Source organism: Belliella kenyensis (assembly GCF_022549675.1).
Taxonomy (GTDB): Bacteria; Bacteroidota; Bacteroidia; order Cytophagales; family Cyclobacteriaceae; genus Belliella; species Belliella kenyensis.
Genome location: NZ_JAKZGR010000017.1, coordinates 40,881 through 67,825 on the forward strand (window position 1 = coordinate 40,881; position 26,945 = coordinate 67,825).

The 26,945-nt window shown below is 38.1% G+C and carries 24 protein-coding genes and 1 riboswitch; of the genes, 18 read left to right on the forward strand and 6 right to left on the reverse strand.

The window, feature by feature from the left end; translation table 11 throughout:
* Positions 1-1,218: an ATP-grasp domain-containing protein gene (locus MM214_RS16100; protein ID WP_241296979.1), complete on the forward strand. Its 1,218-nt coding sequence runs from the start codon at positions 1-3 to the stop codon at positions 1,216-1,218.
* A gap of 111 nt (positions 1,219-1,329) precedes the next feature.
* Positions 1,330-2,133, forward strand: coding sequence for a pyrroline-5-carboxylate reductase (gene proC, locus MM214_RS16105; protein ID WP_241296981.1), 804 nt, complete (start codon positions 1,330-1,332; stop codon positions 2,131-2,133).
* Positions 2,134-2,305: 172 nt separating this feature from the next.
* Here the strand turns inward: proC and dinB are convergent, their stop codons facing one another.
* The 3 genes from dinB to MM214_RS16120 form a co-directional block, all read right to left on the reverse strand.
* Complete coding sequence (gene dinB / locus MM214_RS16110) at positions 2,306-3,385, reverse strand: DNA polymerase IV (RefSeq protein ID WP_241297069.1); 1,080 nt, start codon at positions 3,383-3,385, stop codon at positions 2,306-2,308.
* 2 nt (positions 3,386-3,387) lie between these two features.
* Positions 3,388-4,644: an anthranilate synthase component I family protein gene (locus tag MM214_RS16115; RefSeq protein WP_241296983.1), complete on the reverse strand. Its 1,257-nt coding sequence runs from the start codon at positions 4,642-4,644 to the stop codon at positions 3,388-3,390.
* A 91-nt stretch (positions 4,645-4,735) separates the two neighbouring features.
* Entirely contained in the window at positions 4,736-5,458 is a 723-nt protein-coding gene (locus MM214_RS16120; protein WP_241296985.1) for a YceI family protein, read from the reverse strand.
* Between the two features lie 269 nt (positions 5,459-5,727).
* Positions 5,728-5,820, forward strand: a riboswitch (TPP riboswitch).
* A 91-nt stretch (positions 5,821-5,911) separates the two neighbouring features.
* On the opposite strand from MM214_RS16120, the gene thiS reads away from it, so the two are divergent.
* The 10 genes from thiS (at position 5,912) to MM214_RS16170 (ending at position 15,311) form a co-directional block, all read left to right on the forward strand.
* Positions 5,912-6,115: a sulfur carrier protein ThiS gene (gene thiS, locus MM214_RS16125; RefSeq protein ID WP_241296988.1), complete on the forward strand. Its 204-nt coding sequence runs from the start codon at positions 5,912-5,914 to the stop codon at positions 6,113-6,115.
* Between the two features lie 95 nt (positions 6,116-6,210).
* Complete coding sequence (thiC, locus tag MM214_RS16130) at positions 6,211-8,094, forward strand: phosphomethylpyrimidine synthase ThiC (RefSeq protein ID WP_241296990.1); 1,884 nt, start codon at positions 6,211-6,213, stop codon at positions 8,092-8,094.
* Between the two features lies 1 nt (position 8,095).
* Positions 8,096-8,704, forward strand: coding sequence for a thiamine phosphate synthase (locus MM214_RS16135; RefSeq protein WP_241296992.1), 609 nt, complete (start codon positions 8,096-8,098; stop codon positions 8,702-8,704).
* A gap of 142 nt (positions 8,705-8,846) precedes the next feature.
* Positions 8,847-9,497 carry a thiamine phosphate synthase gene (locus MM214_RS16140; protein ID WP_241296993.1) on the forward strand — a complete coding sequence of 217 codons (651 nt, stop codon included), beginning with the start codon at positions 8,847-8,849 and terminating at the stop codon, positions 9,495-9,497.
* Positions 9,485-10,252 (forward strand): thiazole synthase, encoded by a 768-nt coding sequence (locus tag MM214_RS16145; protein ID WP_241296995.1) that lies wholly within the window; start codon positions 9,485-9,487, stop codon positions 10,250-10,252. Before MM214_RS16140 ends, MM214_RS16145 begins: the two co-directional genes overlap by 13 nt.
* Positions 10,245-11,369 (forward strand): 2-iminoacetate synthase ThiH, encoded by a 1,125-nt coding sequence (gene thiH / locus MM214_RS16150; protein WP_241296997.1) that lies wholly within the window; start codon positions 10,245-10,247, stop codon positions 11,367-11,369. Before MM214_RS16145 ends, thiH begins: the two co-directional genes overlap by 8 nt.
* Positions 11,370-11,371: 2 nt before the next feature.
* Positions 11,372-12,424, forward strand: a complete 1,053-nt coding sequence (gene moeB / locus MM214_RS16155) for a HesA/MoeB/ThiF family protein (RefSeq protein WP_241296999.1) — start codon at positions 11,372-11,374, stop codon at positions 12,422-12,424.
* Between the two features lie 102 nt (positions 12,425-12,526).
* Positions 12,527-14,284 (forward strand): glycoside hydrolase family 9 protein, encoded by a 1,758-nt coding sequence (locus MM214_RS16160; protein WP_241297001.1) that lies wholly within the window; start codon positions 12,527-12,529, stop codon positions 14,282-14,284.
* 254 nt (positions 14,285-14,538) lie between these two features.
* Positions 14,539-15,102: a DUF2975 domain-containing protein gene (locus MM214_RS16165; protein ID WP_241297003.1), complete on the forward strand. Its 564-nt coding sequence runs from the start codon at positions 14,539-14,541 to the stop codon at positions 15,100-15,102.
* Between the two features lie 2 nt (positions 15,103-15,104).
* On the forward strand, positions 15,105-15,311 hold the full coding sequence (locus tag MM214_RS16170; protein WP_241297005.1) for a helix-turn-helix domain-containing protein: 207 nt from the start codon (positions 15,105-15,107) through the stop codon (positions 15,309-15,311).
* Positions 15,312-15,719: 408 nt separating this feature from the next.
* Here MM214_RS16170 and MM214_RS16175 read toward each other — a convergent pair whose 3' ends face one another.
* Positions 15,720-16,772, reverse strand: a complete 1,053-nt coding sequence (locus MM214_RS16175) for a M42 family metallopeptidase (protein WP_241297007.1) — start codon at positions 16,770-16,772, stop codon at positions 15,720-15,722.
* A gap of 193 nt (positions 16,773-16,965) precedes the next feature.
* Between MM214_RS16175 and MM214_RS16180 the strand changes: the two genes are divergently transcribed.
* The 3 genes from MM214_RS16180 to MM214_RS16190 are packed head-to-tail and all read left to right on the forward strand — an operon-like array spanning position 16,966 to position 19,498.
* Complete coding sequence (locus tag MM214_RS16180; RefSeq protein WP_241297009.1) at positions 16,966-17,715, forward strand: sulfite exporter TauE/SafE family protein; 750 nt, start codon at positions 16,966-16,968, stop codon at positions 17,713-17,715.
* Positions 17,716-17,735: 20 nt separating this feature from the next.
* Positions 17,736-19,133, forward strand: a complete 1,398-nt coding sequence (locus MM214_RS16185) for an ATP-grasp domain-containing protein (RefSeq protein WP_241297011.1) — start codon at positions 17,736-17,738, stop codon at positions 19,131-19,133.
* An 11-nt stretch (positions 19,134-19,144) separates the two neighbouring features.
* A complete protein-coding gene (locus tag MM214_RS16190) occupies positions 19,145-19,498 on the forward strand; it encodes a response regulator (RefSeq protein WP_241297013.1) in 354 nt (117 codons plus the stop codon).
* 27 nt (positions 19,499-19,525) lie between these two features.
* Here MM214_RS16190 and MM214_RS16195 read toward each other — a convergent pair whose 3' ends face one another.
* The gene (locus MM214_RS16195) at positions 19,526-21,409 is read right to left on the reverse strand and encodes an amidophosphoribosyltransferase (RefSeq protein WP_241297015.1); all 1,884 of its coding nucleotides are present in this window, start codon (positions 21,407-21,409) and stop codon (positions 19,526-19,528) included.
* 493 nt (positions 21,410-21,902) lie between these two features.
* On the opposite strand from MM214_RS16195, the gene MM214_RS16200 reads away from it, so the two are divergent.
* From MM214_RS16200 to MM214_RS16210, 3 genes are all read left to right on the forward strand, one after another.
* Complete coding sequence (locus tag MM214_RS16200; RefSeq protein ID WP_241297017.1) at positions 21,903-22,223, forward strand: hypothetical protein; 321 nt, start codon at positions 21,903-21,905, stop codon at positions 22,221-22,223.
* An 87-nt stretch (positions 22,224-22,310) separates the two neighbouring features.
* Positions 22,311-23,636, forward strand: a complete 1,326-nt coding sequence (locus MM214_RS16205) for a sigma-54-dependent transcriptional regulator (protein ID WP_241297019.1) — start codon at positions 22,311-22,313, stop codon at positions 23,634-23,636.
* A 79-nt stretch (positions 23,637-23,715) separates the two neighbouring features.
* On the forward strand, positions 23,716-23,880 hold the full coding sequence (locus MM214_RS16210) for a hypothetical protein (protein ID WP_241297021.1): 165 nt from the start codon (positions 23,716-23,718) through the stop codon (positions 23,878-23,880).
* A 564-nt stretch (positions 23,881-24,444) separates the two neighbouring features.
* Here MM214_RS16210 and MM214_RS16215 read toward each other — a convergent pair.
* Positions 24,445-26,928, reverse strand: a complete 2,484-nt coding sequence (locus MM214_RS16215) for a hybrid sensor histidine kinase/response regulator (RefSeq protein WP_241297024.1) — start codon at positions 26,926-26,928, stop codon at positions 24,445-24,447.
* Between the last annotated feature and the right edge of the window lie 17 nt (positions 26,929-26,945).

A 26,945-nucleotide genomic window follows, 5' to 3' on the forward strand; every position in this document is an offset into this window, starting at 1 on the left:
ATGCAATCTAATTCAAAAACTTTTATTTGCTTGTCCAACTACTTTAAGGGCAAAGATTTCATGATCCAATTGAACAAATTAGGAAATAAAGTATACCTTATCACTACAGAGAGTCTTAAGGATGCAGATTGGCCTCATGAGCATTTGGAGGAAATATTTTATATGCCAGGGTTAGATTTGGAATGGAATATGGATCACCTGCTACTTGGAGTGGCTGGATTGATGAAGACCAACAAAATCTCCTCTATCATTGCACTAGATGACTATGACGTAGAAAAGGGCACATTTGTAAGAGAAAATCTACGCATACCTGGCATGGGACAGACGACAGGTAGATATTTCAGGGATAAGCTAGCCATGCGCATGAAAGCAAAAGAAGAAGGCGTATTAGTACCTGAATTTTCTGGACTTTTCAACGATGATGAAATCAACCAATTTGCAGACACAGTAGCTGCTCCTTGGGTATTGAAGCCCCGATCAGAGGCTTCAGCCAATGGTATCATAAAAGTATATGATAAAGAAAGTCTATGGAAACATATCCATGAGCTCGGTGATCAACGAATCAAGTACCTCGTAGAACAATTCAAACCCGGAGATGTGTATCATGCAGATGGATTAAATGTAAATGGAAAGGTACTTTCCTGCACTGTCTCTCAGTATCTTGCTACTCCTATGGAAATATCCCAAGGAGGTGGAGTCTTTAGAAGTGCTAATGTAGCTTATGGTTCTGATGATGACAAAGCCATCCAAAAAGCCAATAAGGAAGTAATGATGGCTTTCGGCATGAAAAACGGTGCCTCTCATACAGAATTTATAAAAAATAGAGAAGATGGAAAAATGTATTTCCTGGAGACTTCCAGCCGTGTGGGTGGAGCACATCTTGCCGAAATGGTAGAAGCCGCTACTGGTATCAATCTGTGGGCAGAATGGGCCAAAATCGAAGATTCAATCGCCAAATCTTACGAATACAAACTACCAAAGGCTCGAAAAGAATATGCGGGAATAGTACTAACCTTATCAAAGTATGAGCACCCTGATCTATCTGACTTCTCTGATGAGGAAATTTGCTTCAGGGTACCTCTCAAATATCACGCAGGAATGATCGTAAGATCTAAAAGCCAAAGTAGAGTTCGAGAACTTCTAGATAATTACGCAGAAAGATTAAGTGACAATTTCTCCTCTGTAGTTGCCCCTGAAAAACTCACAAAGCTACATTAAGAAATAAAATTTCGATTCTTGAGCTAAATCAAGGTATTTCTAGAAGTATCATAGAGCCAAGGTAAAATATAACTACCTTTGGCTCTGCTTATAAATTATCTCTCTTAAAAAATGATTCAGCATAAAAAAATAGCCATCATTGGGTGTGGCAACTTAGGTACCTCTATTGCTAATGGACTACTAGAGCAGACTGACTTTGCCGCTCAAAACCTCCACATAACCAAAAGGAATCCTAGCAATCTTTTATATCTTCAAGACAAAGGTGTCAGAGTCCATAGTGATAATGTAATCGCTGCAAGTGAGTCAGACATTATTATTCTCGGCGTCAAGCCTTATAATGTAGCCAGTATTCTTAGGCAAATCAATCCAGCATTAGATCCTAAAAGACATACAATCATTTCATTAGCAACGGGAATCACCTTAGATGAAATGTATGAAGTCGTAGATCCAAGCATGGTAGTATACCGTGCTATGCCAAATATTGCAGCAGACATAAACGAGTCTATTACTTGCATATGCGGTAGAAATAATACGCTTATCGCTGATGAACAAGTTAAAAACTTATTCAATAGTATAGGATTCTCCATCACCATCGACGAAGCCTTGATGGAAGCCGCTACGGTGTTGGGCGCATGTGGGATTGCCTATGTACTGAGATTTATGAGGGCAATGATACAAGGAGGTATTCAGATAGGCTTCGATGCGAAGACAGCCTCTCTCATCGTAAATCAGACCGTAAAAGGCGCAGCAGAACTAATGATTCAAAAAGACATGCACCCTGAGCAAGCAATTGACAAAGTAACAACTCCTAAAGGATGTACCATAGTCGGACTTAATGAAATGGAGCATCAAGGATTTTCTTCTGCCATGGTCAGAGGGGTACTAGCATCTTATCAGAAAATTGCAAAAGATTAAGTCTGAACTTGAATATGGCACCTCCTTATTCTGAGCTGAAATTGGCTCTAAATTCATCTCTTACAGAGCACTCTAGCAAGCTAAAATGTAATTTTCAGAATTTTATGAGTACATCATTATGAAAAAATCCAATCTATCAAATAGCCTAAGAACTACTCTTCTAGCCTAAGCACTACTCTTCAAAATCAAGCCATAATTGTTTTCCATAGAGTGCTCTATCCTCTAGGATATTGAGGTTGGATACACCTATTCCAAAAAGTCTAACAGCCATAGTAAGCGGTGTCTGATTTAGTAATTCAATGACAGTTTCCCATATTTTATCTTGATTGGGAAATTGCTCAAAACTTTTGCTCCGTGTCTGAAGACTAAAATCTTTATATTTGATCTTCAAAGTAACAGTCCTACCTTGAATCTTAGTCCTTTCCATTCTTCTTACTAACTCCTGAAATATTTTTTTCAGAGCACTGACAAGTTCATCTTGATTCAATAGATCATTTTCAAAAGTACTTTCAGCACTTAAGGATTTTCTTTCTCGATGAGGTTGCACTTCACTATTATGTATTCCACGGACGATGTTGAAAAAATGAAGACCTGACTTACCAAACCTCTTGGTCAAAAATTGCAAACTATATTCCTTTAAGTCCTTCCCTTGATGGATGCCAAGTTTTTTCATTTTCTCAGCCGTCACCGCGCCGATCCCAAAGAATTTTTCAATTGGCATTTTTTCTAAAAATGCCTCTGCCTCTTTCGGTAGAATGACAGCCTGACCATTGGGCTTATTGATATCAGATGCTGTTTTTGCCAAAAACTTATTGTAGGAAATCCCTGCTGATGCATTCAGTCCCGTGGTTGCTTTGATCTTGTCTCTGATCTCTTGAGCAAGAAGAGAAGCTGAAGGATTACCAAACTTATTCTCTGTCACATCCAAAAATGCTTCATCCAATGACAAAGGCTCAACCAAATCAGTATATTCAAAAAATATCTCCCTGATCTGATTAGAAACTTCCTTATACCTTTCAAATCTTGGTTTGACAAAGATAAGATGTGGACATTTTAAAGCAGCCATCTTTCCTGACATGGCAGATCTGACTCCATACTCTCTCGCTTCATAAGAAGCGGCAGCTACTACTCCTCTCACTTCATTTCCCCCTACAGCCACTGGCTTACCTCTTAGGTCAGGATTGTCCAGCTGCTCCACCGATGCAAAGAAAGCATCCATATCCACATGTATGATCTTCCGAAAGGAGCCCATCATCAAAACTCCAACGGTGATTCTAATGTAGAGATGATTGCGCTTGCCTTAAGCATACACTCCTCGTATTCATAAGCTGCATCTGCATCGCTTGTGATGGCACTTCCCACTGCAAAATATCCCTTATTGCTATTGCTGTCATAGATGATACTCCTTATGATCACATTCCAATCCATATTTCCATCTGGCAAAATATATCCTAAACTTCCTGAAAACCAACCTCTTTTGAAATTTTCATATCGTTCAATGAGCTCCATACACTTGATCTTTGGTGCACCTGTCATACTTCCCATCGGGAAAGTAGCCGAGAGTATTTGCCTGAAACTTATTGGAAAATTCAATCTAGCACTTACAGTCGAGATCATTTGATGAACTTTTGGAAATGGATACACTCCAAATAGCTCTTCAACTGCCACGCTTCCAGTTTGGGCTATTTTGGAAAGATCGTTTCGCATCAAGTCTACTATCATTAGGTTCTCTGCCCTTTCCTTTTCACTAGTGAAAAGTTGAGTTGCTAATTCTTCATCAGTCTGCTTATCATCGCTCCTTCTAATTGTTCCTTTGATAGGTTGAGCAATTACTTTTTCATTTTCAACTTTGAGAAATCTTTCTGGAGAAGCACAAAGCACATATTTTCCCGCAGCATGAAATAATGCCGAAAAAGGCATGGGGGAATGACCCACAAGATCAAAATATCCCTGGATAGGATCCCAATTCGCTTCAAACTCAAAGCCCATGCAATAATTCATCTCATAAATATCCCCTTCCAAAATATGATTTTTTATTGATTGCACATTATTCTCATACTCTTCTCGAGAAGTCAATTTCTTAATCATAACTGGGTGATTTTGTTTGGGGTTCAATTCCCAGTTGACAACTTCTTCGTACAAGCGATCAGGGTTAGTAGACATTATGATGACTTGATTCTTTGTGAAAGAAACTGAAATCTCTGGTACAAAAAACAAATCGTCTGGCAAATCAATCACTGTTCGATTTTCACTACCCAGTTTTTCAATATTATTCTTAAAATCATAGGAAATCAAGCCGATCAATGGATCATTTTTATCTATAGACGCAATCTCTTCCATAGAAAGCGAGTGGGAAGATGCGTAGAGAACTTCTTGAAACCCACCATAGGGATAGGTTACATCGTGGTTTTGAAAAAGTGCAAAATGAGAAAAATTGTGGCTTGCCCAATGGACAAATCGCCTTTTTATATTCAAATTATCACTCTCGGAAATTTCATAAGATCGAACCATGAGGCAAAAGTAAAAATAGAAATGAAAAAAGGGAAGCCTATTGGCTTCCCTCTTCGATCTATTTGTGGGTATGTGACAAATAGAAGTTGGTTTAGTTTGCTTTGATATCTAATTTCACACTTACAGTGTTGTAAATAAACTGATCCTTGGCTTTGTCAGTTACGCTACTTTCGTCACCGTATGAAAGACCCCAATCAGTTCTGTTGATGTTAAATCCTGCTTTTGCAGATACTGTACCGTTAGCTACTGATACGACAGCTGGGAACTTGATGTTTTTGTTTTTTCCTCTCATCTTTAAGTTACCAGAAACCCAATGCGTAGGAGTTCCATCGATCAATTCAGAATCTTTTTTCGGCGTGTTGTCAGTTTTGAACTCTTCCTTATCTTCAATGGAGTCACTGCTACCATACTTTTCGATGCTAGTGATTTCAAATTCCGCTTCAGGATGATTTTCTGCATCAAAAAAATCCGCTGACTGCAAATGACCATATAGCTTACCGTAGTTTTCGTCTGACTCTTCAATATCTTCGATTTTCAAACCTGGGATATCGAATACGAATTTCCCACCTGTGATAGCATCGCCATCCACTGTCAATTCACCAGAAGTCACCGGGATATAACCATAGTGCTCACCTGCTGGCTTATATCCCCTCCAGTTCACTTTTGATGTAGCTGCATCGATAGTCAAAGTAGTCCCTGTAGATTCTCCTACTTCTACTGCGTCTGTAGCTTCTACAGTTTCACCTGGCTTGCCACATGATACTGCTATCATTGCTGCTGCAATGAAAAAACCTGTTTGTTTAACTAGTTTCATAATTGAGTGTTTGATTTTAGTTCTGATTTAATTGTATATACACGAAAACTGATTTTGGATAAAAAAGTTCAAACAAACGCAATAATTTTCAAAAAAATGAGCGAACGAATATTGTGTATAAAACACATAAATTTGTAATATTTAGACACAATAAACACATTCATTGGCTCATACGATCAAAAACAAAATAATAAATCAAGAAAAATGAACTCTATGAACATCTATATAATCTACTTAATTTGTATTTCAAAAATGTTTTGCATAGGTTTGAATAACTTTAGGGGTGTCCGATACGGACTGAGATCATACCCTATGAACCTGATGCAGTTAGTACTGCCGAAGGGAAAAGTGAAACAATAGCTGGACTTATTAGGTAAGTTCTACTTATTTGTTTTTTGATTCGCAGTAGCGACCCACTCCTGAAGTTATATGTTCAATCTAATAGTTTCAAGAATGGATTTTACCGTAAACAGTGAAGCAGTTCACATCTCAGAGACTTGTACGATCACCCAATTGCTGCAAGATCACCTCAATCAATCTCCCAAAGGAATAGCTATAGCGATCAATCAAACTGTGATTCCTAAAAACGAATGGGATAATACAGCAATTTCAGCTGGGGACAACATAATCCTTATCAAAGCCACTCAAGGAGGATAAACTTCTTTTTGGCTTTTGCGCCCTTAAAATCACCCTTTGCCGTTCCGACTTTTCTAAAAACGAAAAGTTAGCGTAAACTTCTTACTTCCAAACCAATGAAAACAGCCGAAAAAACACCCGACAATCAGATCATTTCTACTGCACCTTTCCCTGCATCAAAAAAGGTATATCTTGAAGGAACTATGTATAAGGTCCAAGTTCCTATGAGGGAAATATCTCTTCATGACACCCAACCTCAAATCAAAGGGATGAAGCCAACATCAAACCCGCCCGTCACGGTATATGATACAAGTGGTCCTTATACAGACACTCATTATACTGTCAATCTAAAAGAAGGCTTACCAAGAAACTTTGAGAAGTGGATTCTTGAAAGAGCTGATGTAGGATACTTAGATGAAATTAGCTCCACCTATGGTTTGCAGAGAAAAAATGACATTGATTTAGATGCTATTCGATTCCCGAATATTAGAAAACCACTGAAAGCACTTCCTGGAAAGAATGTTTCCCAAATGCACTACGCCAAGCAAGGAATCATCACTCCAGAAATGGAATATGTCGCCATTAGGGAAAATCAACGTATTGCAGAGCAAGTTCAAAAGAAATCAAGCCATGAGGCATTGCTTCATCAGCATGAAGGCTTCAGCTTTGGAGCTAATACTCCAAAAGGATACATTACACCTGAATTTGTAAGAAAAGAGATTGCATTGGGCCGAGCAGTGATTCCTGCAAACATCAATCATCCAGAAGTAGAACCTATGATCATAGGGAGAAACTTTCTAGTTAAAATCAATGCAAATATCGGAAATTCAGCTGTCAGTTCTAACATAGAAGAGGAAGTAGAAAAGGCTGTATGGGCATGTCGCTGGGGAGCGGACACCATCATGGACCTTTCTACAGGTAAAAACATACATGAAACAAGAGAATGGGTACTAAGAAACTCACCAGTACCCATCGGTACTGTTCCGATCTATCAGGCTTTAGAAAAAGTAAACGGAAAAGCAGAAGATTTGACTTGGGAGCTTTTTAAAGACACCTTGATAGAGCAAGCTGAGCAAGGAGTGGATTATTTTACAATACATGCGGGAGTATTGCTGCGCTATATACCACTTACAGCCAAAAGAACCACAGGTATCGTATCTAGGGGTGGTTCGATAATGGCAAAGTGGTGTCTCGCCCATCACAAAGAAAACTTCCTCTACACCCATTTTGAGGAGATATGTGAAATCATGAAGGCCTATAATGTGACTTTTTCCCTTGGAGACGGACTGAGGCCAGGATCCATAGCAGATGCTAATGACGCAGCCCAATTTGGGGAATTAGAGACCTTAGGAGAGCTTACCAAGATCGCATGGAAGCATGATGTCCAAACTATCATCGAAGGACCAGGTCATGTCCCTATGCATTTGATCAAAGAAAATATGGACAAACAACTCGCTCACTGCGGAGAAGCACCATTTTATACATTAGGCCCTTTGACGACCGATATTGCGCCAGGTTATGATCACATTACCTCCGCTATAGGTGCTGCTATGATAGGCTGGTATGGTACAGCTATGCTTTGCTATGTAACACCAAAAGAACATCTCGGCCTACCCAACAAAAAAGATGTAAAAGATGGTGTCATCACTTATAAAATCGCCGCTCACGCAGCAGATCTCGCCAAGGGACATCCAGGAGCTCAATATAGGGACAATGCTTTAAGCAAAGCCAGGTTTGAATTTAGATGGGAGGATCAATTCAACCTTTCTCTAGATCCAGATACAGCAAAATCATTTCATGACGAAACTTTGCCAGCAGAAGGCGCCAAAATCGCACACTTCTGCTCCATGTGTGGACCTAATTTCTGCTCTATGAAAATCACTCAAGATGTAAGAAAATATGCATCTGAAAATAACCTAGACGAAACTGAGGCTTTGGAGATAGGACTTCAGCAGAAGGCTAAGGAGTTTACAGATAAAGGCAGCGAAATCTACTTGTAAATTGGAACTAATCATCATCTCTTCTCCCCTGCCTGTAGCTCAAGAAGCTGAAGCTATCAATGAGCTTTTTGACGCAGGCATGGGGGTGTTTCATTTGAGGAAACCTGACTGGAGCTATGAACAAACAGCCAAGCTGTTGACTAATATCAATTCCAAATATCACCATCAAATTGCCTTACATCATCACCATGATCTATCAGATGAATTCGAAATCAAAAGACTCCATTTCACGGAGTTGAAAAGAAAAAATACAAGCAAAATACATCTAGCCAATTTGAAAAAAATGGGGTTTATTACTTCAACATCAGCTCATCAAATTAGTGATCTGACTGACCTTGTCCCATTTCATTATAAGTTCTACGGTCCAGTTTTCGACAGCATTTCAAAAAAAGGTTATTTAAGTAAAGTAGGCAAAAACTTTAATTTGGCCAGTCATTTGATAAATACCAAAGTGATTGCCTTAGGTGGAATTGAATTATCCAATTTATCAATAGTCACATCGATGGGATTTGATGGAATTGCCGTATTAGGAACGATCTGGCAGAAACATGGCAATGATAGAATTACCACATTCCAAAAGCTCCAAACTGCCTGTTATGATCAGAGCTAAAGTGAAAGACTCAGAAGATGACCTCCCTCAATCTATAAAATTTCACATAGGGTCAAGGGCCTATTTTCCAATTAGGCGATAGAGCAAATAAATCTGGCAAGACATCTTTGCATTTATTAAAAAAAACTAACCAACAATCATTATGATAGCAACTAAAAAAATCTCTCAACTCCAATACATCTCTCAAGTCAATCCATTCAAGACCCATCAAGAAGCAATTGAAAATGCGCTATTAGGTGGATGCAAATGGATACAACTTCGAGTCAAAGACCTACCAGAGGAAGAAATCCTAAACATCGCCAAAGATGCAAAAGCCATGTGCATGGTACATGAAGCTGTACTCATCATCAATGATCATGTGAAAATAGCCAAAGCCGTCGATGCAGAAGGGGTTCATTTAGGACTGGAGGATATGGGGGTGTCTGAAGCCCGAAAACTGCTTGGAGCTGATAAGATCATTGGCGCTACTGCTAATACCATAGAACAGATCTCACAGCATGCCCATCATGCTCCTGACTATATAGGCTTAGGTCCATTTAGGTTTACAGTAACAAAAAAGAAATTAAGTCCAGTGCTAGGGCTAGAGAGTTATCAAAAGACAATACAGGACCTTAAGAATCTTGATATTAACATACCCATCATAGCTGTCGGCGGAATCAAATCAACGGATGTTGAGGATTTAATAAAAGCTGGAGTCTATGGAGTAGCTATATCAAGCGATATCAATCAAGCAGAAAAACCTAAGCTTAAAATTGAAGAAATCGAAAAATCAATACAAAAATGCTCAAAATAGGAAATTATATATTTGAATCAAGGCTCTTTACAGGAACTGGAAAATATAGCTCCGCTTCTATTATGGAAGATTCCATACTGGCATCTGGATCAGAGCTAGTGACTGTGGCCTTGAAAAGGGTAGATTTGAAAAATCAAATACAGGATAATCTCTTACATAAACTCAACCACCCACATATCAAGCTGCTACCGAATACTTCTGGTGTAAGAAATGCAAAAGAAGCTATTTTTGCTGCCCAGCTTGCAAGGGAAGCTTTAGAGATTGATTTGATCAAATTGGAAATTCATCCAGACCCAAAATACTTGATGCCAGATCCAATCGAGACCCTCAGGGCTACCGAGGAACTTTCAAAATTAGGATTTGTAGTACTTCCTTATATCCATGCCGATCCAGTACTCTGCAAAAGGCTGGAGGAAGTCGGTACTGCCGCTGTCATGCCTTTAGGCTCTCCAATTGGCAGCAACAAAGGATTGAAAACAATAGATTTTCTCGAAATCATCATTGACCAAAGTAATGTACCTGTGATTGTGGATGCTGGGATAGGAGCTCCATCTGATGCCTCGAAAGCAATGGAAATTGGAGCTGACGCCGTTTTGGTCAATACTGCAATCGCAGTATCACCAGATCCTATAGCCATGGGAAATGCATTCAAGCTAGCCGTAGAGGCTGGAAGAATCGCCTTTGAAGCCAAATTAGCTCCTCAACATACAGGAGCCTCTGCAAGTAGTCCCTTAACCTCGTTTTTAGATGACTAGTTTCAAAGAATTATTTGACACTTATGCTTGGGAAGATGTAAAGGCTAGCATATACAATAAAACTGAGGCTGACGTGATCAGCGCTTTGCAAAAGTCAAAAAGAGATTTGGAAGATTTTAAAGCATTGATTTCACCCGCAGCAGCTTCTTATCTTGAACAAATGGCTAAATTAAGCCAGCAAATCAGTTTAAAACGATTTGGAAATACTATCCAACTATTTGCTCCTTTATATCTTTCCAATGAATGTAATAATATCTGTACTTATTGCGGATTCAGTTTCGATAATAAAGTACGAAGAAAAACCTTGACCGAACGTGAGATATTGCAAGAAGTCGAAGTCATCAAAAGTATGGGATATGATCATGTTCTGCTGGTAACTGGAGAAGCAAACCAAACTGTACACGTCGATTACTTCAAAAAAGCAATTGAATTGATCAATCCATACTTCGCAAATGTATCTATAGAAGTACAACCTCTAGATCTGCCAGAGTATGAAGCATTAATACCCCTTGGCCTTCACGCTGTCTTAGTATATCAGGAGACCTACCATAGAGAAGACTACAAAAAACATCATCCTAAAGGGAAAAAATCAAATTTTGACTATAGACTTGATACCCCAGACAGGTTAGGAAAAGCAAAAATCCACAAAATGGGTCTCGGTGTATTGATTGGTCTAGAAGATTGGCGGACAGACTCATTCTTTACAGCACTACACCTCTCCTATCTAGAGAAAAAATACTGGCAAAGTAAATATAGTATTTCTTTCCCTAGGCTTAGGCCTTTTTCTGGAGGTCTGGAGCCAAAAGTTGATATGAGTGACCGTGAGCTTCTCCAACTTATTTGCGCTTATAGAATCTTCAATGAAGAAGTCGAACTTTCACTATCAACTAGAGAATCTGAAAAATTCAGAAACAATGTGCTTAAGCTTGGTATCACAACCATGAGTGCAGGATCCAAAACAAATCCTGGTGGATATGCTGTAGAACCAGAAGCTCTCGAACAATTTGAAATCTCAGATGAAAGAAGTCCATCACAAATTGCTAAATTGATCAAATCTCAAGGATATGAACCTGTATGGAAAGATTGGGACAGCATTTTGAATCCTAAAACTAATTAAACATGGAAACTTCTGAAATGAATCGCTATAGTCGACAAATCATTTTGCCAGAATTTGGACTAGAAGGACAGCACCAATTGAAAAATGCTAAAGTACTGATAATTGGAGCTGGAGGACTTGGTTGTCCAATTCTCCAATACCTGACCTCTTCAGGAGTAGGTCATATTGGTATAGTCGATGATGATCAAGTATCTGAAAGCAATTTGCACAGGCAAATATTGTACGATGATAGTGATTTAGGAAAACCCAAAGTGGTAGTAGCAGCAGAAAAACTGACCCGACTAAACCCTTTTGTAAAAATAGATAGTCATGGCATCAGGTTATCTCAAGACAATGCAAAAGATATATTTGTAAAATATGACTTAGTCATAGATGGCTCTGACAATTTCACCACCCGTTACCTTGTCAATGATACTTGTGTGGCTTTAGGTAAACCTCTGATATTCGGCTCTATACTAAAATTTGAAGGCCAGGTATCTGTTTTCAATTACCAAAATGGTCCCCAGTACAGAGATTTGTTTCCAGACCCACCAGCTGAGCATGAAGTTCCCAATTGTTCAGAAATCGGTGTGATAGGGATACTACCTGGTCTCATTGGCATGTACATGTCCTATGAAGCCATCAAAGTGATATGTAAATTAGGAGAAACGCTTTCTGGGAAATTGCTGGTAATCAATACGCTCAAAAACCAACATTTTCTTTTCAATATTCAGAAAAAAAATAACCTATCTGAAATCAAAACACATATTGATGAGCAGCCCCCCTATGTTGAAATCAAAGCAGAAGAGTTTCTCAGGATAAGGAATAATGCTTCTAAGGATATATTGTTGGTGGATGTAAGAGAATCTCATGAACATCTCGCACACAACTTGGGCGGCATAAACATCCCTTTGAATTCATTGTCACAACGCTATAAAGATATCCCTATTGGAAAATCTATCGTTTTGTACTGTCAGCGAGGCATAAGAAGTAGATCAGCTGCTAGCTTTCTCAGCAATATGTATCAAGGTAAAATTTACAGCCTTTCGGGGGGCATTGAAGCTATATATGAGTAAAAAAATCAAACCTGATATTCTGAATTGAATTCCCATCGTCTACTTGACCTGTAGGAATAAATTGATTGACAAAACATTTTTGAAAACCTAATTAACCTCTCCATGCAAAAGTTTACGCTTGTCACATTTCTTCTATTTCTGACACTTATCTTATCTTGTCAGAATAAACACAGTGAAATAAAAGACCAAATCAACCTTTCCATACGAGTCAATCAAGTAGGGTATCTTCCAGAAGGTCAGAAGGTCGCATTAATTAGCGATGAAATTAACACAAATTCTTTCCATTTAATCGATCTTAACACAAACTCTGAAGTTTATACCAGTGAAATTGGTTCTGCAATTAAGAGCCCTTTTTCAGATAAGATGCTTAGAAAAGCTGATTTTTCAGCTTTTCACCAAGAAGGTGAATACAGCGTTTATGTAGAAGGTCTAGGATATTCCCCTCCTTTCGCAATCAAGAAAAATGTTTACGAAGAACTAGGGAAAGCCAGTGCTAAAGCATTTTACTTTCAAAGAGCATCTACATCAATGCCAGAGGAATATGCTGGCATTTGGTCTAGAAACTTAGGGCACCCCGATGATAAAGTATATATTCATGCATCAGCAGCAAGTGGGCTTCGCCCCGAGGGAACTGTGATCAGCTCACCAAAAGGTTGGTATGATGCTGGTGATTACAATAAATACATTGTAAATAGTGGCATTACGATGGGTACTTTACTTTCCTTACTGGAAGACTACCCACACCTCAGTGCTTCATTGTCTTTGGATATTCCAGAATCTGGAGACAATATTCCCGATCTTCTCAATGAAATTCTTTGGAATCTGGAGTGGATGGCCACCATGCAAGATCCGACCGATGGAGGTGTTTATCATAAACTCACCACAGCAGCGTTTGAAGGCATGGTATTACCAGAGTTTGCTACCAGCAAGAGGTATGTTGTAGCTAAAGGTACTGCGGCAACTTTAGATTTTGCAGCGGTAATGGCACAGGCTTCCCGAGTTTTGAAGAACTTCAATGCTGAATTAGCTAGTGCTTATTTAGAAGCTAGTATCAAAGCTTGGAAATGGGCAGAAGCAAACCCAAAAATATTTTATAGACAGGACGAACTCAATAAAAAATATGAACCTGCTATACAAACTGGTGCATATGGAGATGAAAGTCTTGAGGATGAATGGGTCTGGGCAGCCTCAGAACTATTTGTAAGTACTCAAGATGAGGTGTATTTGAAATACATCAATATTCCCACAAACTTTAACCTCCCAAGCTGGAATAAAGTAAATTGGCTTGGCTATTATACCTTATTGAGGTTTGAGCAAGAATCACCCCAACTTGATCTTAAATTGATCAACGCTATCAAAGCAAATCTTTTAGAGAAAGCTAGTCAATATGTGAAATTTTATTTGGAGAATCCTTATCTGACAAGTATGGGATCATCTATCAAAGATTTCGTTTGGGGCAGCAATGCAGTAGTTTCCAACCAAGGTATAGCCCTATTGTATGCCTACAGGCTAACAAATGATCAGAACTATCTCTTAGCAGCCCAGGGAAACTTGAATTATATACTTGGAATCAATGCCACAGGCTATAGTTTTGTGACAGGATTTGGACATCATAGTCCACTAAGACCTCATCATAGACTTGCGGAGGCAGAACCAGAAAAAGCACCACTTCCAGGATTTCTTGCTGGAGGGCCTAACCCAGGTCAACAAGATGGATGCGACTATCCAAGTGATGTACCCGATGAATCCTACGTTGACGATGCATGCTCTTATGCTTCCAATGAAATTGCCATCAATTGGAACGCACCATTTGTATACTTGGTCAATGTTTTGAATCATATTAGTGGATACAAACAATAAACTTCACACATTTATTCCAAGGATAAATCCCTAAAAGCAAAACTCAAAAGAATGAGTCTTACTTAGATAAATTGATCAATCACCATCATTAAACGCTTTCATTATCCTTCTCAATATCCTTTGAGAAAGGCTATGAAAGCGTTTTTTTATAACAAAGCCAAATACCCAACAATAAATTTTTATTGTTAAAAATTATTTTTTTATTGTTTTACAATAAATATTTATCAATATTTGAAAAATAAATCTTCACAATCATGAATCTAAAAAATCAATGGAAAGAAAAATGGCTTAATCAGCCAGGTCTAATGTTAATCACTGTAGTGATTTGGTCAATATTTATTGGGCTTTGTATAAAAGCTGGAACTCTGCTGTTCACATCAGTCTACAGTCTTTTCAATCCCATAGTTGCAAAGGATCTGTATGAGGGATTGAATCTCTATGGTTTGTTGAACGAATCCTATATGCATTACCTAGCTGTGATAAGCTTGATGTTTAGCATTGAGGGGCTCAAAGCTTACCTTTTTTACTTGGTAATCAGGGTATTTCTTAAGATCAATTTGGTGCACCCATTCAGTCAAGAAGTAGCTAAGATCATTACGCACATTAGCTCAGTAGCCTTTCAAATAGGTATTGCTATTTTCATTTCAGGATCATATTATAAATGGTTGGCAAAACGAGCATTTGACATACCGCCTGTTCATCAAGTTTACTTTATTGGTGGATTTGAGTACCTTTTCATGGGTGCTATCATCATAGCGATTGCTCAAGTATTCAAGAGAGGTATAGAAATCCAAAATGAAAACGAACTAACTGTCTAATCATGCCTATAATCGTAAACCTAGATGTCATGATGGCAAAACGGAAAATGTCATTGAATGAACTATCCGAAAAAGTAGACATTACCTTATCTAACTTATCGATTTTGAAAACTGGAAAAGCTAAAGCAATTAGATTTGGGACTTTGGAAGCTATATGCAAAGCCTTGGATTGCCAACCAGGAGATATTTTGGTTTTTGAGGAAGATTAAAGTTTCCATCTTGATAATTCAAACTTCCTCGCCATTCTGCAGTTTTGCCACGGCTATTCCAATAAACAACTTAAGCCCAAGAGGGGTCTTGTAACTTTCAAAATCCCCTTTGGGCTTATTTTTTTTTGGATATACGGAACTTTGCCAATAACATTACAAAATTCCGATTTATCTAACTTCCGATATAAATTGATATTGGATACTTATGGATATTGACCATTAACAACCTGTTGAGCCAATGAATTGAAATTACTGGCAAAAAGCGTATAATCAGAAACAAAAATAGTAAGGTGGACAGATTTTGAAAAATCTGTAAAACTGACTCCATAAAAGGAGAAAGTGCCTATTCCTATTAAGGACAATTAAGCACTTTCTGGTAGGCAACTTTCATTCTATCAATCTACACGATCAATGACTCCAATCGTATCGATCCAAATCTTCAATGCACGCATTGAGAAGTTTGATGCTTTCGACAATATCATTCTTGTGCGCCATTTCGATTACTTGATGTAAGTGCCTTGTCGGGATTGATATGGCTCCTGCGATAGCACCATTTTTCCCCATTCGCTGTACACCAGCTGTATCCGTCCCACCCGCTGTCAATATCTCTGGTTGCCATTGAATCTGGTGATCATTGGCTGTCTTTTTCATAAAATCTACCATTCTGTAATCACATATAGTCATGGCATCCATGATCTTGATTGCTGTACCTTTCCCCAGCTCTGTCACTTTCTCATGAGCCTGAGCCCCCGGCACATCAAATGCAATAGTAGTATCTAAAGCAATACCAAAATCTGGGTTGATTCCATGAGCAGCTACATTTGCACCCCTTATACCTACTTCTTCTTGAACAGTAAAGACAGCATACAAATCATAAGCTGGATCAGATATAGTCCTCAATGTCTCAATCAAAATATAAACAGCCACTCGGTTATCGATAGATTTGCAGTTCACACAATCCCCCATTTCTATCAGCTCTCTATCTCTAGTTACAGGATCTCCGACAGATATATATTGGAGAACCTCTTCCTTATTCATCCCGAGATCGATAAAGAAATCTGTGGTCTTTGGAAGTTTGCCTCTCTCCTCTTGGCTCATAACATGAATAGGTTTAGAACCCATCACTCCTACCAAATCTTTTTTACCGTGTATGATTACACGTTGAGCTGTAAGTGTCTTTGGATCAAATCCACCTAAAGTATGAAATCTCACAAATCCATTGTCATCAATATGGGTTACAATAAATCCAATCTCATCCATATGGGCGGCCACCATAATCTTTTTCTGGTCAGGATTTTTTTTAGATTTTTTAACAACAATCACATTCCCCATATTGTCCACCTTGACCTCATCTGCATGAGGGCGAACTGTTTCGATGACCAAATCTCTAATGCGTTTTTCAAAACCTGGTGCTCCAGCGATTTCGCAAATACTTTTTAATAATGGGATATTTACATTCATAGTATTTTTCAGGAAGTTTATTTCAATTTTTACTCATTTTGGGGAAACAATCCCCATAGAATATGATTTATCATTAAGTAAAGAAAGCTAAAATTACAAAAACTGGTATGGAATTTTCTTAGATAGCAAAAAAAGTAAATCAATAATGAGCGTAATATTGAAACTACGCTTCTTCTATCATCCTTAATTATTTATGCAGTTAATCTTAATATTAATCGGCGCATTCATTGTGTTTATTTTGAGTACGCTTACAGGGGGAGGAGCAAGTCTCTTACTTATGCCTCTGGTAGCAGTGGTCGTAGGAGTCAAAGCAGTGGCACCTGTTATGGCCATCAGCATTGGATTAAGTTCTACTTCAAAAGTAGCATTTTTTTGGAGAGATATAGATTGGAAGCTTTTTGCATGGCTCTTCCCATCTACTATCATTGGATCTATATTGGGAGCTAGATTATTTGCTAGTCTTTCCAGTGACTACCTTCAGATTCTCATCGGATTATTGCTAGTATCCACCGTCGTACAATTTAGAAAACCAAAAAAGTCAAAGTTCAAAATCAAAGCTTGGCATTTTGCTCCCATGGGGCTTGTGGTAGCATTTCTCTCAGGATTGATCGGCGGGGTAGGTCCTTTGATGAACTCAGCATACCTTAACTATGGCATCAGCAAAGAATCCCTACTTGGTACTCGCTCGGCCAATGCAATCATTCTACACATTACTAAAATCATATCATATGCCTACTTTGGATATGTCACTGGGGAAGTTCTCAAGTATGGTATACTTATAGGTGTCACGTCCATGGTTGCAGTTTATATAGGTAAAATCATCCTTTCCAAAATGTCAGATTTATTCTTCAGACAGATTGTAGTGGCTAGCATGGTGCTTAGTGGTATTCTGATGCTTTGGAAAAATTGGGACACAGTAGAATCACTTATTTATAAAATATAGCATTTAACACAAATAATCATATGAAATTATCTATTTCTAAAAATGTACACCTGGTAGAGCCTGGTGACTTTGAACCCACAGATCATTGGTATCCACGTGTACTGAATTCTAACATCCACCCACTGGTGGCCTATTTTCTCAACCTATCCCATGAGCAAATAGCAGAAAGATATCACAGACTTCATCCTCAAAGCGACCTAGAGACTCTTATGGAGATCCTCAGGTATCAGCCACAGTATTTTCGATGGGCAGGAACTGACCTGATGCATGTCACCAATCACGAGGGCAACAGGAAATTGACCGTAATAGAAACTAACAGCTGTCCTTCTGGACAAAAATCAATGCCTCTTCTGGATCTTAATGTAGAGCAAGGAGGATACAAGAGATTGATAGAACAGACCTTCAAGCCTATGGTCAATGCGCATCAAATGGAAGGTGCTCTTGCTGTGATCTATGATAAAAACCCCATGGAAAACATTGGTTACGCTGCTACTGTGGCAGACGTATTTGGAGAAAATGTCTATTTGGCGAAGTTTGACAAAGCAGATATAGATCCCCCAGTAAAATTTGAAGATGGCGTCATGTTCATCAAAAATGAAAAAGAAGAATGGGTACAAATCAGAGCTTCATTCCGTTACGTCACTCAGGAGCCATGGACTAGACTTCCAGAAAAAACCAAAACACTTATCCTCAATCCAATAGAAGCTTGTCTGGCTGGAGGAAGAAACAAAGAGATCGCAAGCGCCGCCTATGATGTCTTCAATGAGAAGTATAAAGACAAAGGCATAGGTATCTTCACCCCGAAAACTTTCAGAAAAGTGAAGTATGCAGAATTGCAAGGACATTTTGACCGACTGGGCGGAAGTATGGTGATCAAGGTTCCGGATTCTAATGCAGGTCAAGGTGTATATACAGTCATCAGCCAATCAGAACTTGATCATGCCATGTCTGAAATAGATCCAAATGATGAATACCTCATACAGGAACTGATACACAGTAATTTCAGCAGAAATCTAGATCCTACATCTGCATGGTATCATGTCGGAACCATTCCAGATTCAAAAGGTAGAAGCTTTGCTTTTGATCTTAGGCTAATGATGCATGCCACAGAAGAAGGAATCAGACCATTAGCTGTATACAGCAGAAGATCAAGATTTCCATTGAACCAAGAGCTACCAGAGGATATGAATTCATGGGAAGTCTATGGCACCAACCTATCTATCAAGGGAGAAGATGGGTGGACCTATGCAGATGAAAGGCTTATGTTATTTGATATTCGCAACTTTGGACAATTGGGACTGGGGATAGATGAATTGATCAAAGGATTTGTACAAAGCACTATGGCTGTATATGCCATTGATCAAAATGCTATCAAATCTTATGGAAATAGCGCAATAAAAGATTACATTAACCACTAAATCCAAAAATCATGAACAATAAAGTATTGATAGTAGAAGACGATGTGGTCTTCTGTAAGATATTGACAAAGTTTCTCACTAAGAATAATTATGAAGTTCTAGATGCGCAAAATGGCAAAGATGCCATAGAGTTGATGGAAATGAACAAGTTTGCGTTTGCTATCTTAGATTATAGATTACCAGATATGAATGGTATAGAAATTCTAGAAAAACTCAAGACAAAAAATGAAGAAGCTAAAACCATCTTGATCACAAGGTATGGAGATCAAGATGTAGCCTCAAAGGCTATAGATAAGGGCGCCGATGCTTTTATTTCTAAACCTATCAACCCCGATGAGCTTCTATCAGTTATCAAAGGTTTATAAAAAAAGCAGCCAATTGGCTGCTTTTTTTTAATATGCTCTGATCGCTTTGCCTTCCATGAAATTAACGAAGGCTTTATTGACTACTCGCATTCCACCTGGAGTTGGAAAGTTCCCAGTGAAATACCAATCTCCTAAATGATCAGGACAAGCTTTATGTAGATTATCGACAGTCTGATAGATCACCTTTACTTCGGCAGAAATATCCTCAGAAGTTATGATTTCGGCTATTTTATCAGCTATTTCTTGATCTGTAAATGGTTCATACAAACCTTTTACATAATTATGTTTCAAGACATCACCCTCTTTGGCTTTGGAATATACTTGGTCAAGAAGAGAATGCATGCCTCGATCCTTTATCAATTGGATCGTCGCTCTAAAGGCTATAAATTCCTTCATCTTGGACATATCTATACCGTAACAATCAGGAAACCTAATTTGAGGAGCAGAAGAGACAATTACGATTCTTTTTGGATTCAACTTATCCAAGGTAGTCAAGATGCTCTTTTCTAATGTGGTACCTCGTACGATGCTATCATCTATGACCACCAAAGTATCTATCCCCGATCGGACTACTTCATAGGTTGTATCATATACATTAGCAACCATGGCATCCCTGTCTGAGTCATTGGTGATAAAAGTTCTCAACTTGACATCTTTGGAGACGAGCTTTTCCACCCTCGGCCTAAAGTTCAATAACTCTTCCAAATCTTCCAAGTGTGGCTTTCCTTCAAGCAGGACTTCTCTTCTTTTGGCACTCAAATAGTCCTCTATACCTTCTATCATTCCCAAAAAGGCTGTTTCAGCTGTATTTGGTATGTAAGAAAATACTGTATTTTTCAAGTCAAAATCTATGGCTTTCAATATCTGTGGAATCAGGGCTTTACCAAGATTTTTTCTCTCTCTGTAAATATCTGGATCAGTACCTCTTGAGAAGTATATTCTTTCAAAAGAACATGACTTCTTTTCCCTTGCAGGCATGATTTCATATTCTCCAAAGCTTGCATCTTTGTTGATTACCAAAGCATGACCAGGTTGAATCTCCTTTATTTCCTTGAAATCAATATCAAATGCTGATTTGATAGCTGGTTTTTCGGAAGCAACCACCACAAATTCATCATCTGCATAATAGTAGGCTGGCCTGATACCAGAAGGATCTCTCACCACAAAGCTAGAACCATTACCAATCAAGCCTGCCATAGCGTACCCCCCATCAAAATCCCTACAAGATCTTCTTAAGATCCTAGCAACATCGAGCTCGTCTTCTATTACTGCGGTAATTTGTTCATTGGTATACTGAAGTTTGTATTTATCAAAAATCCGCTGATTCTCTTCATCTAAAAAGTGTCCTATCTTTTCCATTACGGTAACTGTGTCCGTCTTTTCCTTGGGATGCTGACCTAGATCTACCAGCTTTCCGAAAAGCTCTTCTACATTGGTCATATTGAAGTTACCCGCCATGACGAGATTTCTACTTCTCCAGTTATTTTGCTTCAAGAATGGATGACATGTCTCGATGCTATTCTCCCCGTGTGTCCCATATCTTAAGTGACCTAGCCACACCTCTCCAGTGAATGCAATGTTCTCTTTCAACCATTCAGCATCAAAAAGAGCCTCATCTCCTCCCAACTTTCTGGCCTTTTTGTACTTTTTCTGAATCTTGTCGAAGATAAAATTTACTGCCTGGGACTCAATAGACCTGTACCTGCTGATGTATCTAGTGCCTGGCTTGGTATTGATTTTAATATTAGCTACCCCAGCTCCATCTTGACCTCTATTGATTTGCTTTTGCATCAATACATAGAGCCTATTTGAAACATATGATGGAGAGCCGTACTTATCGATGTAGTATTGAAGGGGCTTTCGAAGCCTAATCATTGCAATACCACACTCATGTTTGATTTGATCACTCATTGAAAATGGATGAAAGTTATATTTGAGCTCACAAAGTTAGCTCTTTTTTATATGATAAAAGAAGGAAATGCTCGAAGTATTAAATTTTATAAAAGCATGAAGCTCGCATTGTAAAAGCACCTACAATGCCACACAGTAAGTAATTCCACATTTTGGGGAATTTCGAAATCTCAATTTGAGTAATTTTTCCACATTTTTTAATGAAAAAATCCAATATATTTGATTTTGGGCATGGTTTTGGATAATGGTACAATGTTTTCATATGATATTTACATATGAAAAAATTCACCCTAATATCGTCCTTCTTAATTGGTCTATTGCTTCTGATCTTAGGATCTTCATATTCGATTCAAAAGCAAAGGTTCAAACAAGGAGATGATGTATTGAATGAATTTTACGCTACGGAATTAGAAAAAAGTTTCTATACTCCATAGATGACTAGCCACTAATTAGATTACTTAACCAATTTATTACTAACCAAAACACCATAATTATGAAAAATCACATGATGATTGCCGCAATGTTTGCTTTTGGAGTAGCGACTACTCCTATGTTGGGAAATGCTACTACACTGGATAAGGTAGAAGTAACGATTAATACACAGGACGACAAAACCAAAATCGAGCCTGAAAATCTCCCAGCTGCTGTGAAGAAAACTATCAAGGAAGATGCGATGGTTTCTGAATTAGCTATCAAGGAAGCATGGGAAGGCATGAAAGAGAGTAAAAAATACTATGTCGTGAAGTTTGATAACGGCGGCGAAGGTATCGATAAAAAATACGATGCTGAAGGTAATGAAGTGAAGAAGGATTGATTCTCACTTCCATTATAATCTAAAAAAGGTGTAAGAATTTTTCTTGCACCTTTTTTTTCGTTTAATTTATAAGCAAATTGACCCTGAATGAAGAAAATCCTACTAATAGAAGACGATTTAAGTTACGCCAGAATTATCAAAAATTTTTTAGAAAGAAACGGCTATAATGTAGAGACAGCGGATTCAGTCAAAAATGGATTGTTGGAAGGTAAGAAAGAGGGAATCAACTTAGTAATAACAGACTTCAGACTTCCCGACGGCACGGGGCTAGAATTGCTTGCACAATTCAAAGCCTATGATAAAAATATTCCCGTCATACTCATTACTAATTATTCGGATATTGGTATTGCTGTGAAATCCATGAAAATGGGAGCCACTGAATACATCACCAAACCTATCAATCCTGACGAACTCTTACTGACAGTAAAAGAAGCATTAGAGGAAGAAGCAAAAGAAAAAGATAATGTCAAAAAAACTATTGGTAGCGAAAATTACATCGTCGGCAATAGCGAAGATGCACAACAAATAGAAAAACACATACAACTAGTCGCTCCAACCGACCTCAGTGTCATCATTTTAGGAGAAACAGGCACTGGAAAAGAATACATTTCCAAGAGAATACATCAATTTTCTGACCGTAGCCAAGGCCCTTTTGTGGCAGTAGACTGTGGCACTCTCTCCAAAGACCTTGCAGGAAGTGAACTTTTCGGACATGTAAAAGGTGCCTTCACTGGTGCAAATGAAACTACCACAGGACATTTTGAGGCTGCCAATGGAGGCACCATCTTTTTGGATGAAGTGGGAAACTTAGATTATGAGTCACAGATCAAGCTATTGAGAGCACTTGAAGAGAAAAAAATAAGAAAAATAGGAAGTACACAAGAGATCTCTATCGATGTAAGAATACTCGCCGCTACCAACGAGAACCTACAAGATCAAGTTAAATCAGGGCTTTTTAGAGAAGATTTATACTACAGGCTCAATGAATTCTCTATCAAAGCGCTTCCACTTAGAAAACGAAAAGATGATCTTATGCTATTCGCCGGACAGTTTCTTTTAGAGAGTTGTGAAAAATTAAACAAAGAAGCAAAGGAGTTTTCTAAAGAGGTTGTTAATAAATTTTTGAAGTATGAATGGCCTGGTAACTTGCGGGAAATGCGAAATATCGTGAGAAGAGCTACACTTTTGGAAAACTCAAGTCAAATCACACTTGGCGTATTACCTGATGAAATTACAAACAAAAGATCAACAAGCTCCTCTCATCAAACGGTCAAAGCTTTGAAACAGGATGAGGAAAAGAATGTAATTCAGGAAATCCTCCTTGCCAATCAGTTTAATAAGAGCAAGACTGCGGAGCAACTGGGTATAGACAGAAAAACGCTATATAATAAGATGAAGAAATATGGGTTATAATCTACAAAGAATACCCACTGATTTTTTATTGGGTTATTAGAAGCAAGTGCCTGTTGAGTTGGAAGCTATATTTGAAGCCTTGAAAGATTCCGAAATTTCAACCAATTCATTTAGCTTTTACACTTCTGTATCTGCAATGCCTTCTAGCAAAATTAAAGGTGAACCAATGGAGATAGATAGCTATATCAAATACAAAATGCTTGATAGTGAATTGAATTACTATAAAAATGTAGACAGCCATTAAAAAAACCTAAACTGACTTGGTATGTTTTACTAAAAACTGGATTAAAACAAAGCAAAGTCCTTTTTGCTAATGCTACCAAGTAGTTTATTTTTTAATGATTAAGGCATCTCGTGGATATCATTTCAGTAAATATTTTTTCTTCAGAAGGTCTATAAGAAAATCAAATGGTGGAACATTTGAGTCTAAAACTCACAATATCGCCTTTTTAAAAGAGCATAATTACCAAAAATGCTATCATCACTAATAAAAATGTTAAAATAGGCTATAGAAACATTCCACTGGTATGTCTTTTCTGATTTTTATATTAACTTATCTGATTATACGCTTTTTTACCAGTAACTTCAATTCATTGGCTTAACAGGTTGTTAATGGTCAATATCTATAAGTATCCAATATCAATTTATATCGGAAGTTAGATAAATCGGAATTTTGTAATGTTATTGGCAAAGTTCCGTATATCAATATTAACTTAATTATAAAGCTTCATAACTGTTACCTCTTCATTGCATTTCTGTAATATTTCATCAAAATAAAAAATGCAATTACATCTCAAATGCAGTAAATCTACCTCTCCTCCAAATCGGCAATAAGCTTTTTCAATTCAGAAATGAGGTGAGAAGTCTTTTCTATAACCCCCTCTAATTCATCTGACTTGACTGCGATTTCTATGTCTTTAGCTTGCTCAGAAAGCTTTGATTTAATCTGTCCTAATCTACTGGCTAGCTGATGAGCGACCTCCCTGATTTTGGAAAAATCTTCTTGATCAAGTCCCGACTCTAGCTTAATCACGTCTTCTTTTCCAGCCTCCACAAAATCCTGCATGATCTCTGCAAATAGCTCTTCATCCCCCATGGCAAAGCGCTTCATATCGCTGAGGTCATATTCCAAAGGAGTGACATTTCTAATGTTAGCCGTATCTTCGCTTTTTTCCTTTTTCAACTTCAATGGTTTTTTTAAATTTTTCTTGAGTAAATCATAAATTTTAGATTCATCAAATGGTTTCAATAATACATTTTTAAATCCACGATTGATCAATCCTTGATGTTCTTCCGCAAATACATTGGCCGTCATGGCTATGATCACATCTGAGGTTTTATTGAATTTTTTCAAAAGGAGTTCGAGCACCTCTACTCCCCCAATCTCAGGCATCTGAATATCTATTAATGCGAGGTCAAAATGTTCGCCTTTATAGTTTTGATTGAAATCTACTCCACCTGAAAAGGAGTTCACTTGAGCTCCTCGGCTTTCTAAAAGTAGCTTGATCAACTTTACTCCCATTGCGTCATCGTCCACAACCAAAAAGTCAAAACCTTCAAGGCTAAACTCAAGACTGGACTCAACATCCTCCTCCATGACAGGCTCACCAAGATTCATGGGGATTTTGATCATAATAGTCGACCCCTCACCCACTACACTTTCCACTTCTATTTCTCCAGACTGTAAATCTACAAGTCGCTTGACTATCGAAAGTCCTAATCCTGTTCCTCCAAACCTACGAGTTACTGAACTCTCTCCTTGATCAAATTCATCAAATACCTTGCGTTTCACTTCCTCTGACATGCCTATACCCGTATCTGTTACTTCCATTTTTAGACATTCATCCTCATAGGCGATATATACTTTGATGCTTCCCTCTTGTGTAAATTTCAGCGCGTTAGAGATTAAGTTATTCAAGATTTGATTGACTCGAAGCTCATCACCGATAAGTGATTTATCCTCGGGAAGTTCGATAGTCCAGTCGAAATCAATACCTTTTTCCTCAGCTCGGAAAGAAAAGAAGCTTTGAATGGCATGAAAAAGTTTTAGTCCATCAAATGGTTCTCTTAAGATTGCGATCTTTCCAGCCTCCAACTTTGAAAAATCGAGAATGTCATTGACTATTTGCATAAGCGTACCAGAAGCAAAACCTATCATTTTCACAAATTCAACTTGCTGTTCATTAAGTTGTGATTTTGCCAAGGCACCATGATACCCTTGTATTGCGTGTAAAGGATTTCTAATCTCGTGACTCATGTTTGCCAAGAAGTTTTGTTTTGCCTCGGCCAAATTATCTGATTGCTTTTTAGCTTCTTCCAATCCTTCTCTATATCGATCTGCTTGTCTCACTTCCTTGAGAATGGTGTAGACGAAACCCAGTGATCCCACAATCCCAAACAACACCAAGCCACCAAGTATTAATGATACATTGTAGGTAAGCTTGTAGGCAGATTGATTCTGATCTTTGTATTGTCCAAGTAAATTTCGTTGTAGATTACCTATCAATGTTTGTATCTCTGAAAACACCTCAGCGTTTTTCCCTTGAAGAGATGCTTCCATTCTTACAAAATTCTCTCTGAGCTCTTGCTCATCCTTGTAAAGTCTCGTTACCAAATTTCTCAAAGCCAATAACACAGAGTCAGACTCTGATTTACTCAATCTGGAGCCAGATTGAGCAATATTCAATGCCTCTATTTCTTCCACGATTTCAGTGATATTGTCATTATCATCTGCACTCAATACCCCCTCGGAATTGTTGTCACTTCTTCTATCTCTGTTTTCAAAAAGCTCCCTTCTACGTAGATTTCCCAAAAACTCCAATTCGGAAGATTGTTTTTGCCTTTTAATTTTGATTTCAATACTCTTCAAAGCCTCTTGACTGAAGTTTCTATTGGTTAGCCTATACCTTACTTCTTCCAGACCAGCATAGGACACAAGCAGCTCTTGAATATTGATATTGATTTTTTCAAAACTGTAAATTTCCAGACTATCTTCAGCATTTTTATCGAGCCACTTTAGCCTGCTTACTATTCTTTGATAGGCTTCATTGAAAATAGAGTCTTTGTCAGAAGTCCTATCTGCTTTGGACATATCCAGCAAATACACATCAGCCATAAGCCCATTGAGTTGCCTCAATTTCTCGTTGGGTTCGGATAAATTTTCTACTGTATCAAGAAGGTTTCGAATACTAAAAAATGTGACTACACTTACACTTATCACAAGAAATGCAGCAAGAAAAAAGCCTAGGGCAACTTTGTTACCTACTTTAAAGATATTTTTTGATTGCTTCATGAAAGTTAGATTAAAGA

Excerpts from the sequence above, each read along its gene's own strand:
- MM214_RS16100 (WP_241296979.1), top strand. The coding sequence starts at position 1 with ATGCAATCTAATTCAAAAACTTTTATTTGCTTGTCCAACTACTTTAAG.
- proC (WP_241296981.1), top strand. The coding sequence starts at position 1,330 with ATGATTCAGCATAAAAAAATAGCCATCATTGGGTGTGGCAACTTAGGT.
- dinB (WP_241297069.1), bottom strand. The coding sequence starts at position 3,385 with ATGGGCTCCTTTCGGAAGATCATACATGTGGATATGGATGCTTTCTTT.
- MM214_RS16115 (WP_241296983.1), bottom strand. The coding sequence starts at position 4,644 with ATGGTTCGATCTTATGAAATTTCCGAGAGTGATAATTTGAATATAAAA.
- MM214_RS16120 (WP_241296985.1), bottom strand. The coding sequence starts at position 5,458 with ATGAAACTAGTTAAACAAACAGGTTTTTTCATTGCAGCAGCAATGATA.
- thiS (WP_241296988.1), top strand. The coding sequence starts at position 5,912 with ATGGATTTTACCGTAAACAGTGAAGCAGTTCACATCTCAGAGACTTGT.
- thiC (WP_241296990.1), top strand. The coding sequence starts at position 6,211 with ATGAAAACAGCCGAAAAAACACCCGACAATCAGATCATTTCTACTGCA.
- MM214_RS16140 (WP_241296993.1), top strand. The coding sequence starts at position 8,847 with ATGATAGCAACTAAAAAAATCTCTCAACTCCAATACATCTCTCAAGTC.
- MM214_RS16145 (WP_241296995.1), top strand. The coding sequence starts at position 9,485 with ATGCTCAAAATAGGAAATTATATATTTGAATCAAGGCTCTTTACAGGA.
- thiH (WP_241296997.1), top strand. The coding sequence starts at position 10,245 with ATGACTAGTTTCAAAGAATTATTTGACACTTATGCTTGGGAAGATGTA.
- moeB (WP_241296999.1), top strand. The coding sequence starts at position 11,372 with ATGGAAACTTCTGAAATGAATCGCTATAGTCGACAAATCATTTTGCCA.
- MM214_RS16160 (WP_241297001.1), top strand. The coding sequence starts at position 12,527 with ATGCAAAAGTTTACGCTTGTCACATTTCTTCTATTTCTGACACTTATC.
- MM214_RS16165 (WP_241297003.1), top strand. The coding sequence starts at position 14,539 with ATGAATCTAAAAAATCAATGGAAAGAAAAATGGCTTAATCAGCCAGGT.
- MM214_RS16170 (WP_241297005.1), top strand. The coding sequence starts at position 15,105 with ATGCCTATAATCGTAAACCTAGATGTCATGATGGCAAAACGGAAAATG.
- MM214_RS16175 (WP_241297007.1), bottom strand. The coding sequence starts at position 16,772 with ATGAATGTAAATATCCCATTATTAAAAAGTATTTGCGAAATCGCTGGA.
- MM214_RS16180 (WP_241297009.1), top strand. The coding sequence starts at position 16,966 with ATGCAGTTAATCTTAATATTAATCGGCGCATTCATTGTGTTTATTTTG.
- MM214_RS16185 (WP_241297011.1), top strand. The coding sequence starts at position 17,736 with ATGAAATTATCTATTTCTAAAAATGTACACCTGGTAGAGCCTGGTGAC.
- MM214_RS16190 (WP_241297013.1), top strand. The coding sequence starts at position 19,145 with ATGAACAATAAAGTATTGATAGTAGAAGACGATGTGGTCTTCTGTAAG.
- MM214_RS16195 (WP_241297015.1), bottom strand. The coding sequence starts at position 21,409 with ATGAGTGATCAAATCAAACATGAGTGTGGTATTGCAATGATTAGGCTT.
- MM214_RS16200 (WP_241297017.1), top strand. The coding sequence starts at position 21,903 with ATGAAAAATCACATGATGATTGCCGCAATGTTTGCTTTTGGAGTAGCG.
- MM214_RS16205 (WP_241297019.1), top strand. The coding sequence starts at position 22,311 with ATGAAGAAAATCCTACTAATAGAAGACGATTTAAGTTACGCCAGAATT.
- MM214_RS16215 (WP_241297024.1), bottom strand. The coding sequence starts at position 26,928 with ATGAAGCAATCAAAAAATATCTTTAAAGTAGGTAACAAAGTTGCCCTA.